General features: G+C 63.3%; 14 protein-coding genes. 10 read left to right on the top strand and 4 right to left on the bottom strand.

Annotated features, from left to right (window positions below):
* The first annotated feature begins 27 nt into the window (after positions 1-27).
* From GV035_RS03960 to GV035_RS03945, 4 genes are all read left to right on the top strand, one after another.
* Positions 28-546, top strand: coding sequence for a sigma-70 family RNA polymerase sigma factor (locus GV035_RS03960; RefSeq protein ID WP_159833586.1), 519 nt, complete (start codon positions 28-30; stop codon positions 544-546).
* Positions 543-1,427 carry an anti-sigma factor family protein gene (locus tag GV035_RS03955; protein ID WP_159833584.1) on the top strand — a complete coding sequence of 295 codons (885 nt, stop codon included), beginning with the start codon at positions 543-545 and terminating at the stop codon, positions 1,425-1,427. The genes GV035_RS03960 and GV035_RS03955 overlap by 4 nt, the downstream gene beginning before the upstream one ends.
* Positions 1,428-1,579: 152 nt before the next feature.
* Complete coding sequence (locus tag GV035_RS03950; protein WP_159833582.1) at positions 1,580-2,968, top strand: FAD-binding oxidoreductase; 1,389 nt, start codon at positions 1,580-1,582, stop codon at positions 2,966-2,968.
* 1,308 nt (positions 2,969-4,276) lie between these two features.
* Entirely contained in the window at positions 4,277-4,741 is a 465-nt protein-coding gene (locus GV035_RS03945) for a DUF3331 domain-containing protein (RefSeq protein WP_159833580.1), read from the top strand.
* A gap of 34 nt (positions 4,742-4,775) precedes the next feature.
* Here GV035_RS03945 and GV035_RS03940 read toward each other — a convergent pair whose 3' ends face one another.
* Entirely contained in the window at positions 4,776-5,390 is a 615-nt protein-coding gene (locus GV035_RS03940; RefSeq protein WP_159833578.1) for an NAD(P)-dependent oxidoreductase, read from the bottom strand.
* A 437-nt stretch (positions 5,391-5,827) separates the two neighbouring features.
* Here GV035_RS03940 and GV035_RS03935 point away from each other — a divergent pair, with 437 nt between their 5' ends.
* A complete protein-coding gene (locus GV035_RS03935; protein WP_159833576.1) occupies positions 5,828-6,025 on the top strand; it encodes a hypothetical protein in 198 nt (65 codons plus the stop codon).
* 631 nt (positions 6,026-6,656) lie between these two features.
* A complete protein-coding gene (locus tag GV035_RS03930; protein WP_159833574.1) occupies positions 6,657-7,304 on the top strand; it encodes a phosphoribosyltransferase in 648 nt (215 codons plus the stop codon).
* Here the strand turns inward: GV035_RS03930 and mdeB are convergent.
* The gene (mdeB, locus tag GV035_RS03925) at positions 7,301-10,015 is read right to left on the bottom strand and encodes an alpha-ketoglutarate dehydrogenase (protein WP_159833572.1); all 2,715 of its coding nucleotides are present in this window, start codon (positions 10,013-10,015) and stop codon (positions 7,301-7,303) included. The genes GV035_RS03930 and mdeB overlap by 4 nt on opposite strands.
* A gap of 134 nt (positions 10,016-10,149) precedes the next feature.
* Between mdeB and GV035_RS03920 the strand changes: the two genes are divergently transcribed.
* The 3 genes from GV035_RS03920 (at position 10,150) to GV035_RS03910 (ending at position 13,383) form a co-directional block, all read left to right on the top strand.
* Positions 10,150-10,680 carry an Lrp/AsnC family transcriptional regulator gene (locus tag GV035_RS03920; protein ID WP_159833570.1) on the top strand — a complete coding sequence of 177 codons (531 nt, stop codon included), beginning with the start codon at positions 10,150-10,152 and terminating at the stop codon, positions 10,678-10,680.
* A gap of 701 nt (positions 10,681-11,381) precedes the next feature.
* The gene (locus GV035_RS03915; protein WP_159833568.1) at positions 11,382-12,278 is read left to right on the top strand and encodes an ATP adenylyltransferase family protein; all 897 of its coding nucleotides are present in this window, start codon (positions 11,382-11,384) and stop codon (positions 12,276-12,278) included.
* Positions 12,279-12,348: 70 nt separating this feature from the next.
* The gene (locus tag GV035_RS03910; protein ID WP_159833566.1) at positions 12,349-13,383 is read left to right on the top strand and encodes a S1C family serine protease; all 1,035 of its coding nucleotides are present in this window, start codon (positions 12,349-12,351) and stop codon (positions 13,381-13,383) included.
* A 432-nt stretch (positions 13,384-13,815) separates the two neighbouring features.
* Here GV035_RS03910 and GV035_RS03905 read toward each other — a convergent pair whose 3' ends face one another.
* The gene (locus tag GV035_RS03905; protein WP_159833564.1) at positions 13,816-14,331 is read right to left on the bottom strand and encodes a hypothetical protein; all 516 of its coding nucleotides are present in this window, start codon (positions 14,329-14,331) and stop codon (positions 13,816-13,818) included.
* Between the two features lie 229 nt (positions 14,332-14,560).
* Here GV035_RS03905 and GV035_RS03900 point away from each other — a divergent pair, with 229 nt between their 5' ends.
* Entirely contained in the window at positions 14,561-15,400 is an 840-nt protein-coding gene (locus tag GV035_RS03900; RefSeq protein WP_201303900.1) for an acid phosphatase, read from the top strand.
* A 306-nt stretch (positions 15,401-15,706) separates the two neighbouring features.
* On the opposite strand, the gene GV035_RS03895 is transcribed toward GV035_RS03900, so the two are convergent.
* Positions 15,707-16,594: a hypothetical protein gene (locus GV035_RS03895; RefSeq protein ID WP_201303899.1), complete on the bottom strand. Its 888-nt coding sequence runs from the start codon at positions 16,592-16,594 to the stop codon at positions 15,707-15,709.
* Positions 16,595-16,718: the final 124 nt, after the last annotated feature.

Here is a 16,718-nt window from a genome sequence, read left to right as displayed (position 1 = left end):
CGCAAGATGCCTGCGCACGGTGTACCGATGAGCGTGCGGGAACAACTGATGGACCATCTGCCGCGCTTGCGTCGTTATGCTCGCGCGCTGATTCGCAATCAGGAACTCGCGGACGATCTCGTGCAGGACACGCTCGAACGCGCGCTCAGGCACACCGACAAGTTCCAGTCGGGCACCGATTTGCGCGCGTGGCTTTTCACGATCATGCATAACGTCTTCGCGAATCAGGCGCGGCGCGCCGATGCGCGTGCAGTGCATTTCTCGGTCGACGAGGATCCGCTCGACGAAAGCCAGTTCGCGGTTGCGAGCCGAGACACGCAGTCGCTCGAAATGCGAGACCTCGATTACGCGCTTCAACGGCTGCCGGTTGAACAGCGCCAGGTGGTGCTGCTCGTCGGCCTCGAAGAAATGTCGTATGCGGAAGTGGCGCTCGCGCTCGAGATTCCGCTCGGCACGGTAATGTCGCGGCTCTCGCGCGGGCGAGAAAGATTGCGTGCGCTCATGGCGGGCAAGCAGGAAGGCGTGCAACTGAAGGTGGTGCGATGAACCAACAAACGACTCCCATCAGCGAAGACGATATTCAAGCCTATGTCGATGGCGCGCTTGCGGAACATCGACGCGCGGAAATCGATCGATTGCTCGAAACGGACCATGCGCTCGCAAGCCGCGTGAGCGATTATTTTGCGTTGAACACCATGCTCCATGATCGCTATGATCGCGTGTTGCAGGAGCCCTTGCCGGAGCGCCTCACGATGGCTGTCGACGCGCCCGATGCCAGCATGGAGCGCGCCGCAAAGCTGGATGCGAGCCGCGGTCCCGCCGCGAACTGGGCGAAATATGCAGGCATGGCAGCGGCGCTCATGCTTGGCATTTGCATCGGCGTGGGCGGCATGATGAGTCCGCCTGCGCGCGACATGCTGGCTTCAGGCGACGACAATGCAACGCTTCGCCATGCGAGCCTCACGCGGGACGAATCGTTCGCTCGGCAATCGGCGATTGCGTATGTCACGTATGCGCCGATGGTCACGCGTCCTGTCGAAGTCGGCGCGGACCAGGAAGAGGAACTCGTCAAGTGGCTGTCGAACCGGCTCGGCACCGACGTGCATGCACCCGTGCTCACACGCGTGGGCTTCAATCTGATGGGCGGACGGCTGTTGCCCGGCGACGAAGGCCCGATCGCGCAATTCATGTATCACGATGCCAATGGCGAACGCATCACGCTTAACGTGTCGCATCGCAAGGTGAGCCGTGACGTGACCGCGTTCAAGCTGTATCAGGATGGCTCGGTCAACGTGTTCTATTGGGTCGATGGCGATTTCGGCTATGCGGTATCGGGTGCGATCCCGCGCCCGCAATTGCTCCAGGTTTCGCATGACGTGTATGAACAACTGACCGCGAGAAACGGGCAGGGCGCGGCTGCACAATGACCGCAGGCGGTGCGTGGCCGCTCGCGTCGGCCCGCTCGACACCCGGCCGCATACGCGCGTGCTCTTGCCGCCGCAGCGCGACGCGGTATATCGTGACGAGAGCGCGCATCCGGGAAAGCGATGCCGCAACGAACAATGGAGACACGCGGCACATGACGGCAACAGAAGCAGTACGCGCATTGCGCGACACCCTCGGCGCGGATGTGGTCGCGCTTCCCGATGAATTCGGCGACCGGCGCGTCGTGGACTGGAGCGGGCTGCCGGGCGAAATACCGCTCGCGCTCATTCGTCCGCGTACCACTGAAGAGGTCGCAGAGGCATTGTCGATTTGCTCGCGCTTTCGCCAGCCGGTGGTCACGCAAGGCGGACTGACCGGTCTCGTCGGCGGCGCCAATGCGCGCGGCGGCGAAGTCGCGTTGAGCCTCGACCGCATGCATCGCATCATCGAGATCGACACCGTCTCCGGCACCATGACGGTGGAGGCCGGCGCCGCGTTACAGACCGTGCAGGAAGCGGCGAACGCGGCGGGCTTCTACTTTCCGCTCGATCTCGGCGCGCGCGGCAGTTGCGCGATCGGCGGCAATCTCGCGACCAACGCGGGCGGCAATCGCGTCATCAAGTACGGGATGATGCGCGATCAGGTGCTCGGGCTGGAGGCGGTGCTTGCGAGCGGCGCCATCGTCGGCGATCTCAACAAGATGATCAAGAACAACAGCGGCTATGATCTGCGGCATCTCCTGATCGGCAGCGAAGGCACGCTCGCGGTCATCACGCGCGTGGTGCTGCGGCTGCGTCCGAAGCCCACGGCGACGGCGACCGCTTGGTGCGGCTTGCCGGACTTCAATGCCGTCACGACGTTGCTCGCGCGCTCGCAGGCGGGGCTCGCGCCGGGCGTGTCGGCGTTCGAGGTCATGTGGGCGGGCTATCACGATGCCGTGCTCGCCAACTTGCCGCAACTGCGCGCGCCGCTCGGGTCAGCTCATCCGTTCTATGTCTTGCTGGAAAGCGTCGGGACCGATCCCGTGCGCCACGGCGAAGGATTCGAGGAGTTTCTCGGCGCGATGCTGGAAGAGGGCATCGTGACCGATGCGGCGATTGCCTCGTCGGAGGCGCATGCGCTCGCGTTCTGGGCCATCCGCGATGCGCCCGGCGAGTATCAGCGGTTCATTCCCAACCACGCGGCCTACGACGTGAGCTTTTCGATCGCGCAGGTTGGCGAGGCCGCCGCGCGCTGCGAGGCACGTTTGCGCGAGCGTTGGCCGCAGGCGCTCGTCATGATCTACGGGCATCTGGGCGATGGGAACATTCATATCGTCGTGGACGTGCCGCGCATGGACAAGCACGGACACGACGATATCGATCGCGTCATTTACGACGTCACGCGCGAGTTGAACGGCTCGATTTCGGCGGAGCACGGCATCGGCGTGAAGAAGCGGCATTTCCTGTCGCAAAGCCGTCGGGAGACGGACATCGACGCGATGCGTGCGATCAAGAGCGCGCTGGATCCGCTCGGGATTTTGAATCCGGGCAAGGTCGTCTAAGACCCTCGTGCGAACGGGAACAGCGAATCTGGTTGGCGGGCTCGTTTGCACGGGCCCGAAGAACACGTCGCGCGCCGCGGAGCCATTCAATCAAGCCCGTCGCGTCGCTGGCGCAGGATAGCCCGCGGATGCGTCGGAGCCGCGTGTGCGCGCAATGTGCACGTACAGGGTCTTTACGCAGCAGTTATATTGTCATGGCCAGATTTAAATGTCGGGGTGCGGGCTAAATACAGATGTCGTATCTGTCCTTGGGTTTTACCCTCACGTAGTGTTGAAGACGCACGGTTGAACGGGCAGGGCGCAGGTGCATGGACTTCATCGTTTGCTGACCGCTGAGCGGTTTTTGGATGGCTGTGCGCCGCGCTTTCGTTCGTGTAACGCCATCATCGTTGCCTCCAGGTCCTGTTGCGTGAGTTCGCGCTGTTTCTTCGTGCCGGGCGCCCGTTGCGGCGTGCGCGCCTGCGCGCCGCGATGCGTGCGCGAAGGCGCCGTGCCGATGCGGCCATGGCGTAAGCCCTCCCGAGGGCAGGTTGACGAACTCGACATTCATCAACTTACACCACGGCCACCCCTTCCTTCGGCATCTTCCTGCCTCCGAACTTTCTGCACACTTCTCGGCACATTACCGCGGTGCGAGCCTCCCGCGCTGACGCGCCGATCACCTCTACGTCGCTCATTCGAATGATGGGCCAGTTGCCCTGCGAACCGCACTGCCGCAGCGACCGCGTCGACTTCTAAGCGGCGTGTGCGCGGCGTCGCTGCCCATGCTCCTGTCTTCGGCGCGGCATGCAGCCCGCCTCCGGACGCACCGCTCGGCACGCCGTCCGCCGTTGAGTATCAAACGGCGGCCTCGTTCCACGGTGCATTGCGAAACGCCGCCTTCGGATAAGCGCCGGACCGAGTCACACCCCGCTGTCCGGCCGACGCCGTGAAAGCCGCAGCCACGAATTCGCAGCGGCAGCGGACGCCGCTTCCGTCAACCAGCGCGGTGGTCGACGCTGCCAAGCCGCTCCACCCCTTCGTCGCGACGTCGCGCGATCGGACGGAATCAGCTTTTGTTCGCCCCTTCGCGACTCAAAAAGACAACGCGGTTCAGTCCGAGGGGCATAGCGAAGACCGGCGCAAAGCCTTGCGCTGCGGCCTTCCGCGCTGCCCCACCACACTGTCCTGCGGTCCAGCGATGACCTCTCACACGCCGCAACCTCGGATTATTCGTGACAGCGGGACAGTGTTTTCACCTATACCGTATTTATCGGAATATGCTGAATGACGTACGTTCTAGGTCGAGTCAAAGCCTGGAACAATGCCATGACAGCTTTTTCGAAAAGAGCGGACCCGTGGTCACAGACCGTCCACCAACTAGAAACTGCGCCCGTCGAAACGGGCCGCAGCGCGCCGTCGCAGAAGACGGCTCGCGCCGAGAGCGCGTTCCTGGAACGCCTGACGCGCGACTGGAATCGCACGCACCCGCGTGAGTCGCACGACCGGCTGCCGTTTCCGCAGGCCATCGTGCGCGTGATCGAGCGCCCGAGCAGCGCCACTGCGCTCGTATACTGGTCCGACCCCGGCACGTGCCATTACGGCTATCAGGGGTGGCGCGCCACCACGGCGTCCGCCGACGGCGTGTGCTCGCTCTCGGGCATGCCGGTTCATCGCGGGGATCAGGTCTACCGGCCGTCGCAGCGCGATCCGAAGCCACAGAACGCATCGGCGATGATCCTCGCCGCCGCGATGCCCAAGACCGAGCAAGCCGAAGCCGACGTCCACGGCTGACGACAAGAAGCGGCGGCCTCGCGGCCGCGCAGCGTCAGTATCCGACCGTGAATCGCTGCTTGATATGCGCCCCGCGTCCGAATTCGTCGAGGAACGCGATGGCGAAATCGTCGAACGAAATCCAGCTTCTGCCGTGGGCGTCGACGAGCAGTTCGTCGACGCCCGTGCGGAATCTCTGCGTGCGCGGGCCGCTCACGAACTCCGCCGACGGCGACACGAACGTCCAGTTGAGTTCGCGCTCGCGGCGCAGGGCATCGAGAAACGCGGCCCCCGCCGTCGCTTCGGCGCGATAGGCGTCGGGAAAGTCCGGCGCGTCGAGAACGCGCTGACCCGGCGCGACGTACAGACTGCCCGCCCCGCCCACGACCAGCAGCCGCTGCACGCCCGCGCGCTTCACTGCGCCGACGATCGCGCTTTCCGGCACCGTCGCGAACCGCGTCGCGCTGAAGACGGCGTCGTGGCCGGCGACGGCATCGGCGAGCGCGTCGGGATCGAGCGCATCGACGTTTCGCGCGGTCACGCCTTCGCGCGCATCGAGCGTGGACGTATCGCGGGCGAGCGCCGTCACCGTGTGTCCGCGCCGCAACGCTTCGTGCGTGAGCCGGCTTCCGACATGGCCGGTGGCTCCGATAATCGCGATCTTGCTCATGCTTATTTCTCCTTGTTTTCGCTACGTGCGCGTCGTCGTCGCGTGCGCCTCTCAGGCCGGATGCGGGGGACGAACAGCGTGAGAGCGGTCCTGATCGTTGGGATTCCTTCCCGCGAACAGCCGTTCGTGAGGAGGATCGGACCGTGACGCCGATCGTCCGCATCGCGTTCAGCACGACAGCGATGCAATTTCCGCGCCGCTTTCTTGGCGGCGGGTCCGATACCGCCGCGCGGGCGTCATAACAAAAACACGCTTCGGCCGACGCGCGCCGCCGTTACACTAGAGCCCCCGCGCTCTTTGAAAACGCGTCATCACGGCGAATCCCGGCGCGCCGGACGCCTATGTTTCGGATGAGTGCTCAATCGAAGTCGTCAAGTTGTCATGACACTGGTTTAACTTGCAGGTCCTCGCCGCTCCATTACCGGAAGGAGTTAATCGTGAAGAATCCGCAATTGCAGAGTGCCATCGAAGGACGCAACAATCCGGCAGGCGAGACTGCCTACGAGCCGATTCCGGTCGGCGCTGCGCCCGCCGAGTCAGCCGAGAAAACGGGCTATTCGGATTCGCTGGACATTCCGCTCAATTACGGCATCGTGATGGACGCTCTCAGGGACGCCGTGCGCGCCAATCTCTGAGCGTTCGAATCCCTCGTGCAAAGGCGCCCGGTTGAGGCGCCTTTTTTTCGCCGGTCTCATAAAAAGTCGCCGCGATACGGGCGGCGCCTCAATGCGCGGCATCACCGACGGGCGTAGTCGGGCGGCGACTGGTTCTGTAGATGTCGGCGCGACCGCGATCGCATGGGCGAAAAGCGCGGAGATCAGCAACGGCGCGCATGCACCGAATTTCGACCCGTTCGCCTTCCTTCCCGCTGCGGACGCGGCAAATACGCCACCAGAATGTGTCTCAGCCGATCGGGAGTTGCAACCAAGCGCCGTCGCGCGCGGCGAGAATGCGGCGCCTCGGTGCGCCAGTCTCCGAGCGCGTCGATCCGATGGGACACGCGACGCTTTTCGCCTACGATGTAGAGATCGCCAAGACGCACAGCACAACGGGCGGATGCGGGCAGCGGCTTGCCGATCACACGCGGGCGCGAAAAACGACCGCATCAGCGAACGCCATGCAGCACAAGGCAAACGCCTACCAACGCGGGCGTCGTCCGCTGTCTCGCGCGCGCCTGAGGTAACCCGCCCGGCAACGCGCAGCCGCCGTCCTCCCGCAAGCGGCCGGCTCGCACGAAGCCACACGCGTCGGCAGGACGCATGCGACATGAACTCCGTCTTCAGGGACCGGCGCGAGGCCGGCCGCGAACTCGCCGCGCTGCTTTCGGGCTACGCCAACCGCGACGACGTGATCGTGCTCGGCCTGCCGCGCGGCGGCGTGCCGGTCGCGTTCGAAGTGGCGCGCGCGCTCGGCGCGAAGCTGGACGTGCTCGTCGTGCGCAAGCTGGGCGTGCCGTATCAGCCGGAGCTTGCGATGGGCGCGATCGCATCCGGCGACGCCTTCTACCTCGATGAGCGAATCGTCGACTATGCGGGCGTCAGCCAGCCCGAACTCAACGCCGTGATCGAACGCGAGCGCGCCGAGTTGGCGCGGCGCGAGGCGATGTACCGCGGATCGCGCCCGCCGCTCGATAGCGCCGGCAAAGTGGCGATCGTCGTGGACGATGGCATGGCCACCGGCGCCACCCTGCGCGCCGCCGCGATGTCGCTGCGCAACGGCAACGCGCCGCCCGCGCGGGTGGTCGCGGCGCTACCGGTCGCCCCGCTGGATGCCGATACGCGCTTCACCGATGTCGCCGACGAGTTCGTATGCGCGCTTCGGCCCCGTCACTTCATGGGCGTCGGCCAGTTCTACATCGACTTCGACCAGACGAGCGACGACGAAGTGCGCGCGCTGCTCGGTCTGCGCGCCTAGCGCATCCACGGCGCCTCGCGTTCGGCCTGGGTCGCGCCGTACTTTTCGCGCGCGCGCGACAGCACCGCGCGCTCGATCACGCCGTCATCCGCGAGCGCCTTCAGCGCCGACAGCACGATCGCCACGCGGTCCACTTCGAAGAACGCGCGCAACGACTGTCGCGTGTCGCTGCGCCCGAACCCGTCCGTGCCGAGTGTCACGTAGCGGCGCGGCACGTACGCGCGAATCAGCTCGGGCAGCGCGCGCACGTAGTCGGTCGCAGCGATCACCGGCCCGCGCGACGCTTGAAGCGCGCGCGTCACATAGGGCGCCGGGGCATCGCCGGATACACGGTCGAGGCGCTCGGACGCCGCGCCATCGCGATGCAATTCCGCGTAGCTGGTCACGCTCCACACGGCCGCCTCGATGTTCCAGTCGGCCTGGAGCATGGCGCGGGCGGCGATGGCTTCGTTCAGAATCGCGCCGGAGCCGAGCAATTGCACTTGGGCGCCGCTCGCCTCGTCATCGCTTGTAATGCGGTAGATGCCGCGCAGGATGCCTTCGCGCGTCGCGGCATCCAGCGTCTTGCCGGGCGCGGACGGCTGCGCGTAGTTCTCGTTCGTGACGGTGATGTAGTAGAACACGTCGCGCTGGCGCGCCATCATCTCCTGCATGCCTTCGTCGACGATCGCCGCCACTTCGTACGCGAACGCGGGGTCGTAAGCGCGGCAGTTCGGAATGGTCGATGCCGTCAGATGACTGGTGCCGTCCTGATGCTGCAAGCCTTCGCCGCCGAGCGTCGTGCGCCCGGACGTCGCGCCGATCAGAAAGCCGCGCGAACGCTGGTCCGCCGCCGCGAAAATCAGATCGCCGATGCGCTGAAAGCCGAACATCGAGTAATAGATGTAGAACGGCAGCATCGGCAAGTCGTGGACGCTGTACGACGTCGCCGCCGCCACCCACGACGAAATCGCGCCCGCCTCGGAAATGCCCTCTTCCAGAATCTGCCCGCGCGTGTCCTCGCGGTAGTAGAGCATCGAGCCCATGTCTTCCGGCTCGTAAAGCTGGCCGAGCGGCGAATAGATGCCGACTTGCCGGAAGAGATTCGCCATGCCGAACGTGCGCGCCTCGTCCGCGACCACGGGCACGATGCGCGGGCCGAGCGTCGCGTCCTTCATCAGGCTGCCGAGCATGCGAACGAACGCCATGGTCGTGGACATCTCCCTGCCCGCCGTATCGAGCGCGAATTGCGCCCAGGTGCCGAGCGCGGGCGGCACGAGCGATTCCGACGCCTTCGCCCGACGCCTCGGCAGATAGCCGCCGAGCGCGGCGCGACGCTCGCGCAGATAGCGCATTTCCGGGGCATCGTCGGCGGGCTTGTAGAACTTGAGCGCCTCGACGTCGGCATCGGAGAGCGGCAGGCGAAAGCGGTCGCGAAACGTTTTCAGGTCGTCGAGATCGAGCTTTTTCTGCTGATGCGTCGTCATGCGGCCCTGCCCGACCGTGCCCATGCCGAAGCCTTTCATCGTTTTCGCGAGAATCACGGTCGGCTGGCCCGTGTGCGCCAGCGCCTTCGCGTACGCCGCGTGGAGCTTGCGCACGTCGTGGCCGCCGCGCCGCAAGCGGTCGATGTCCTCATCGGACAGATGCGCGGCGAGCGCCGCCAGTTCCGGATTCTGGCCGAAGAAGCGTTCGCGGTTGTAGCGGCCGTCGTTGGCGGAAAACGTCTGGAACTGGCCGTCGACCGTATGCGCAAAGGCGCGCAGCAACGCGCCGGTGCGGTCGCGGGCGAAGAGCGCATCCCAGTCCGATCCCCACAGCACCTTGATGACGTTCCAGCCCGCGCCGGTGAACTGCGCTTCGAGTTCATCGACGATACGCCCGTTGCTGCGCACCGGTCCGTCCAGCCGCTGCAGATTGCAGTTGATGACGAACACGAGGTTGTCGAGTCGCTCGCGCGAGGCCAGCGACAACGCGCCGATCGACTCCGGTTCGTCCATCTCGCCATCGCCGAAAAAGCCCCAGACCTTGCGCCCTTCCGTCTGTTTCAGGCTGCGGTTCTGCAGGTAGCGCATGAAGCGCGCTTGATAAATAGAGTTGATCGGCCCGATGCCCATGGAACCGGTCGGAAACTGCCAGAAGTCAGGCATCAGCCACGGATGCGGGTACGAGCACAGTCCCGGCCCCGCGATTTCGCGCCGGTAATGCTGCAAATGCGTTTCGTCGAGAAAGCCTTCGAGGAACGCGCGCGCGTACACCCCCGGCGACGAGTGCGGCTGAAAGTAGACGAGATCGCCGCCGTGGCCGTCTCCCGCCGCGTGGAAAAAATGATTGAAGCCGACCTCGAAGAGATCCGCGGCGGACGCGTAGCTTGCGATATGACCGCCGAGTTCGCCGTAAGCGCGGTTCGCCCGCACGACCATTGCCAGCGCGTTCCAGCGCAGCACGCCCGCGAGTTTCTCTTCGATGTCGAGATTGCCCGGATACGGCGGCTGCTGTTCGACGGGAATCGTGTTCGCGTAAGGCGTCGCCCGCGCCCGCGCCGATTCGACGCCGACCGAGAGCGCGTGCTCCGCCAGGCGGTCGAACAGGTACTGCGCGCGCTCCTTGCCGACGTGCGCGACTACCGCATCGAGCGCGTCGAGCCATTCGGCGGTTTCGCCGGGGTCCGCGTCTTCGCGGCCCCGCGCGAGAGAAAGAAGCTGAGTGGTTCCGTTCGACAAGTCCGTCATGGCGCGACTCCGCTGGCTGGGATCAATCGAGGATAACCAGTCGCGGGCAGAATGTGCATCTCATTTGGCTGCGCGCGCGCTTTGCGGTAGTGTGTTTATTCTGCAAAGAGGCGCAAAACAGGAATCTTCCAACTATGAGCTCGCAAGCGAAAGAGCGGCTTGACCGCATCGATATCGGCATTCTCAATGCGCTTCAGCAGAACGCGCGCATCACGAATTCGGAACTGGCGCGCGCCGTCAACCTGTCGCCGACGCCCTGCTTCAATCGCGTGCGCGCGCTCGAAAAAGCGGGGCTGTTCAGGCAGCACGTCACGTTGCTCAGTCCGGAGGCGCTTGGCTTGAGCATCAACGTGTTCATTCAGGTGAGTCTGGAAAAGCAGATCAAGGACGCGCTCGCGCGTTTCGAGCAGGCCATCAGCGAGCGCCCCGAGGTGATGGAGTGCTACCTCATGACGGGCGATGCGGATTATCTGCTGCGCGTCGTGCTGCCCGACGTGGCGGCACTCGAACGCTTCATTCTCGAACGGCTCACGAAGATGCCGGGCGTGTCGAATATCCGTTCGAGCTTTGCGCTCAAACAGGTGCGCTACAAGACAGCGTTGCCGCTGCCGGCGTCGGGTTTGACCTTGCCCGAGTCGAAGCGCGGAGAGGAAGATTGGGCGTGACTTTCGCCACGGCAAAGGCTCCCTGAAGCGGGAGCCTTTGCACACATGGTCATGCTCTCACGAGGAGAGCCGCAACCTTACGCGGAGATGGTGATGTCCACGGTGGTGTTGGTCGACGACGAGCTCGACGCCTTGGCCGTGCCGCCAGCGATGTTTGCTTGAGCCAGAACGGCGCGTTCGATCTTTTGCATGTGAATACCTTTGTGAAGTGTGGTTGAAACGATGGTTCTATGCTGCCAACGTCGCGGCCTTAAGCCGTGATCGTGACGGAAACGTTCGTGTTGGACGAAGACGTGCTGGTTGCCTTGGCGGCGCCGCCAGCGATGTTTGCCTGAACCAGAGCAGCGCGGTCGATTTTTTGCATGAGAGTGGCTCTCGCTAGAAATAAAGGGAAAAAAGGTGATACGCCGGAAAGGAGATCCGCGCCTCGTGCGCGGCCCCCTCGCAGCGTCGCGCACCGTGCGACGCGCTCAGTCATATCGTCGATTCATTAAGCATACCGAATGGATAACTGCATCTGCGAACGACCGAGTGGCAGGAAGTCTATCCAACTGGACGCCCGAATTGAACGCTGAAAAGTCCGAACTATCGGGGCATTCACACATTCCGCGCAGGTAAAGCAGCCATTCGCCAAACAACTTTGGAACACACGGTGCGCAAAAGCAGCAAAATGCTCGTTCCGGCAATCACTCGTCCGACACATGAACCCAACACCATTGCCAAGCGCGCCTTCGTGGCAAGCCGTCGTCGAACAAACCGGGCGCGCGCTCGCGTGCGGCGCGTTGCGTCCGTTCGACACCGTGCAGCATGTCATCGAAGACGGAGGCGTGCGCTTTCTCGTGCGGCAAGCCGCGAATCTGGCGCGCAAGGAAGAGGCAGCGAAGCTCGCCGCCAAGTCCGCCACCGATGCGGCGAGCGCGTGGCGCGATCCGTTTTCGCCGTGCGAGGACGCGCTGCGCGTCGGCGATATCGGCGAACGGCACTTCTTGTTGCTGAACAAGTTCAACGTGCTTCCGTACCATCTGTTGATCGTGACGACGCAGTTCGAGCCGCAAGAAGCCCTGCTCGAACCCGACGACTTCGCCGCGCTGCTCGCGTGCGTGAACGAATTCGACGGCCTCGGTTTCTACAACGGCGGCGCGGTCGCGGGATCAAGCCAGCCGCACAAGCACATGCAGTTGGTCCGGCTGCCGCTCGACGGCTATGCGGCGCCCATCGAGCCATTGATCGAAACCGCTCGGCAGAGCGCCGATTTTCGCGTGCCGGGCCTCGCGTTCGGTCACGCGGCGGCTTGGCTCGGCGACGTGTCCGATATCACGCCGCAGCGCGCGCACGACACGTATCGCCAGCTGCTCGACGCGATCGGCGTCGAACCGCTCGATGTCGCCGGCGCCACGCATCAGTCCGCGCCGTACAACCTGCTCGTCACGCGCCGCTGGATGCTCGCGGTGCCGCGCACGGTCGCCGATGTCGAGGGCATCGCCATCAATTCGCTCGGCTTCGCCGGCTCGCTGTTCGTGCGGGACGACGCGCAACGCGGCATCGTCGAAACACTCGGTCCGATGACGCTGCTCGCGCGCGCGTCGCGCACGGTCTGAGCGCCGCCGGGCGGCCTTGAAAAGCGCGGCGGCGGCCCGCATGTCGGCTCTCGAACATCGGGAGTCCAGCATGGGAAGCCGACCTCAATTCATCGACGATCTTGCGCGCGGCTCGCAAGACGCCGCGCAGCAACAGCCCCAGCCGCTCGATGACACCGCGCTGCTCGATGCGTACTCGCGCACCGTGATCGGCGCGCTCGAGCGCGTGCAGCAGGCCGTCGTTTTCATCGCCGTCGAGCGCGAGCTGGTTGACGCTCGCGGCGCGCGCCGCCACGCAGGCGGCACCGGGTCGGGCTTCATCTTCACGCCCGACGGCTATCTGCTCACCAATAGCCACGTGGTTCACGGCGCGACGCGCATTACCGTGACAACTGCCGACGGCGCGCATTTTCACGCCGATCTCGTCGGCGACGATCCCGGCAGCGATCTCGCGGTGCTGCGCATCGGCTCGCCGGAGCCGCTGCCGCACGTCGAACTGGGCGAATCGGGGAGTCTGCGCGTCGGCCAGATCGCGATTGCGGTCGGCAATCCGCTGGGGCTCGCGCAGACGGTGACGACCGGCGTGGTGTCGGCGCTCGGGCGGTCGCTGCGCTCGACGTCCGGCCGCATGATCTACGACGTGATCCAGACCGATGCCGCGCTGAATCCCGGCAATTCGGGCGGCCCGCTCATCAATTCGGCGGGGCAGGTGATCGGCGTGAACACGGCGATCATTTCGGGCGCGCAGGCGATTTCGTTCGCGACCGCGATCGACACGGCCAAGTGGGTCATCATGCAGATCTTCGCGCATGGACGCGTGCGGCGCGCGTACATCGGCGTCGCGGGAACGACCGCGCCCGTGTCGCGGCGCGTGCAGCGTTTCTTCGGCCTCACGTCGGCGAGCGCGGTCCACGTCATGGAAGTGGTCAAGGGCAGTCCGGCGGCGCTGGGCGGACTGCGCACGGGCGATCGCATCGTCGCGGTGGATGGCGTGAGCGTCGATAGCGTCGATGGCTTGCAGCGCGCGCTGGACGCGTCGCGCATCGAGCGCGCGGTTAAGGTCGCGGTGCTGCGCGGGGCGCAGATGCTGGATCTCGACGTGACGCCGGTCGAACAGACCGGCTAATTTCTGGGCGCGGGCGACGGGCCGGCTCATCAGTCACGACCCGTCATTCTTGCCAACTGGCAAACACTGGCGCCTGGCCTGATCACGTAGGCACATGCAGGAAATCACGTGCCGGTCAAAATCGATGCCGGCTGTGCGTGCCACGCATGACCCACCTCGCACAGCCACTCGAGCTTCGTCGTGAGGTTGATGCACTCATCGGACCGGCACCGTCCGCGTCGCCCCCAAGCGATCAACCGCATCGCCTCGATCACGACCGGGTGTAGGCACAGTCCAGCGCGATCAAGCAGTTGCAGCACCCCGTCGTCGATCAAGACAGACGGTCGTGTGCGTGGCATGTCTTGTCCACAGGTGAGCGAACCCGCATGAGGATAGAGCGGACAACGCAGTCCTCGATAGGGTGGTCCGAGGCTTATTGGGCATCCGGAAAAACTATTCGGCCTGCCACACTTTTTGCTTATCAGCAAAGCCTTGGCGTGGCCGCTCAAGCAACGCCGTCACGGCGGCAAGCGACGTTGCCCCACGTCCTTCGGCCTCCCGCACAGAGAATTCCAGCAACGCCCTCTCGTGTTCGGTGATGTAATGCAGCAATTCGCGCGCTCGACTCTTTGCTGGCACCATTGTCTCGGCCGCCTCGAAGTCGGCTACGAATCTTTCCAGCGACTTCCGAAAGATATCGATGAAGTCAATCCACGGCACATGCCTGAAACTTTCCGCAAGACTGCGTCCTCGCTCCACGCACATGTTGGACTCAACGACGTCTATACCCAGTGACAGCAATTCCTTTCGGATGCGCTCTTTCGTTTGCGTTTCGAGTTGACTTAAGATGCTCCACTTGTCTCTTTCAGGTCCATTGCTAGAGAATTCCGACATTCTGATAAAAAATTCCTCGCCTTCGACCTCCCCTTCGAACCGTTCAATCAGGTATCGATCATATGCTGTGCTCACTTATTCTTCTCTAGCCCAGGCCACACAACAATGGCACAAGAGCCGTTTCATTTCCCCACCCGGTTTGAGGGGTGGCTGCGAACAAGCTGAACTTTTAGACTGCATCCTGACGGGGCGATGAGCGAAGCATAGCCATATTCTGCGGGTCGGAACCGACGTTTTGTCGCATACCTGAAGTATCAGGGAGTCAACCCTGCTTTATACCGGGCAATCTCGAACGAGCATTAAGATGAAAATCCAACGAATAATCACGATTGCCGCTTTACTTTATAGTGGCGTGCTGACATACGCATCGAGCGTTTGGGCTCAGGAGGCACATCCCGCTCCTGTCAAGGAAATCCGGCCAGGCTACCTGAGCGGTTATCTCGCCACCAGCGAGCTGCCTGATAGCCTGAGCCTCTTGGCTCCGCCGCCAGCCAAAGGTTCTGCGGCAGAAAAGGCCGATGGCGCTTTCAGCCACGCGAGTCGAGAGATTCGCGACCCCAACCGAATCCGGCTGGCGACAGCGGATGCTCAACTCGCGTTTCCTACCGCCGCCGAATCGTTCTCCTGTGCCCTCGGGGCCCGCATCGACGATGCTGAAACGCCCTTTCTCTATCAGTTGTTGCGTCGCAGTCTGACGGACGTCGGCCTTTCGACTTACCGGGCCAAGAACACGTATAACCGGTCGCGTCCATTCGTCGTCGCAAACGAGTCTACCTGCACGCCGCGCGAAGAGGCCTCGCTTCGGCGGGACGGTTCGTATCCTTCCGGCCATGCCGCGATCGGCTGGGCTTGGGCGCTGATGCTCAGTGAGCTGTCGCCTGGTCAATCCAACGCGTTATTCACGCGCGGGTTGAGTTATGGCGAAAGCCGAGCGATTTGTAACGTGCATTGGATGAGCGACATCGAAGCAGGCCGTCTGATGGGCGCCGCCACCGTGGCCCGACTACACGGCAGTGAGGAATTCATGGCAGACATGAAAGCGGCCAGGAGCGAAGTCCAGTCGCAGCGGGTCAAGGGCAACGTGCCGACACGCGACTGTGCCGAGGAGGCGGCGGCACTGGCGGTCAAGATACCGGCTCCATGAGTGACGGAGCGATGCGGCGGCTTTGGGTGGAGCTCTGCGAGGTGTCGCTCGCGTCGATCAGATCGGCCTCGCCCGCGACCCGGCGGTCTTTAAGCTAAAGGTGCGTCCCGCTCGCCGAGGCCACGGATTGCGCTCGCGACATCTTGCGCGATCATCACAGATCGGTCTCGCCGGCAATGGTGCTGGGGCATCGAGCTTGCGGTCGCACGCCGTGCGGCCGAGCAGGACGGTTTTCACCGCATCGCGCTTAGCATCCGATATGCCGTTCCGGTCGCGCAGTAAACGGTCATACGGAGACTTTAAGCTTCAGTCTTCGATGTCGCCCTGCGCGAGTTTGAGAAGCTCGGAAAGAAACGCGTGGTGCTGTTCGAGATCGCTCTTGCTGAGCCTCAGCTTGTAACGACGTTCCTTGGTGCTGTATTCGAGAACGTCGAGCCCCGCCTCTTCAATTTTCGCCTGGATTTCCTCACTCTGCGGAAGTCGGATAAGCACCCCTAACCAGTTCTTTCTCGGCTTCAATGCAACGAAATTGTCGGGCCGCCCGTTCCTATCGGCGAGACCGATGTAGAACTTGTTGTATTTGAGTGAGAGTCCCGAATCGAACTCGTTAATCAACTTGAGCACTTCGTCGGCAAGGCCGACGGTAGACTTGCTACCTCGTTTCTCCCAATAGGCTCGGTCCGTTGTCTCAGAAACTTCTTCGTCTTCATCAACCAGTCCGAGTTTCCTCTCGTCGAGTACGGTCGTGAAAACAAGAGAGATGTTCGTCCCGAATCGGAACCCGTTCACCTGCACGGCGACCAGCGGAATGAATCCGTTGAAAAGATTCACCACGTTGAGAAACCTGCTGGTTATGTCCTCGGCAACAATGACCGCGACATGCTCATATTGAGGGTATCGCTTGCGCTCAATGTCCCAGTACTCAATCGTGCGTATGATGTGCGATTCGTCCGTCTTTCCTAGCTGGATTTCAATTTCGTATCGGCGGCTTTCGTCGGCATCCTGACAGAGAATGTCCAGTCGGCCCGCCCCGCGATGTATTCGTTCCTTGTCTTTGACCACCAGATCACCAAGTCCCAGGATCGATGGATCTTCTACAATGCGCTCCTGAATCCAGCGCTCGCCGAACTCGGGATGGTTTTTCAGCGAGATGCGTTCTGGTTTTAGATAGCTCAGTGTCGTTGTTTCGCTCATTCTGTTGCCGCCTTAATCAATTACATTGCTGCTTCGCGTACTCTTCAGTTCGCGTTGTTAGTCTGCAACCAAGGTGACGATTTTTTCAAGAAATCGCACACTTCGTTCTGCCTTCGCCCATTCA

The sequence above is a fragment of the Burkholderia sp. 8Y genome (genome assembly GCF_902506145.1).
In the GTDB taxonomy this organism is placed as follows: Bacteria; Pseudomonadota; Gammaproteobacteria; order Burkholderiales; family Burkholderiaceae; genus Caballeronia.
This window is presented reverse-complemented; position numbering and strand designations above follow the sequence as displayed.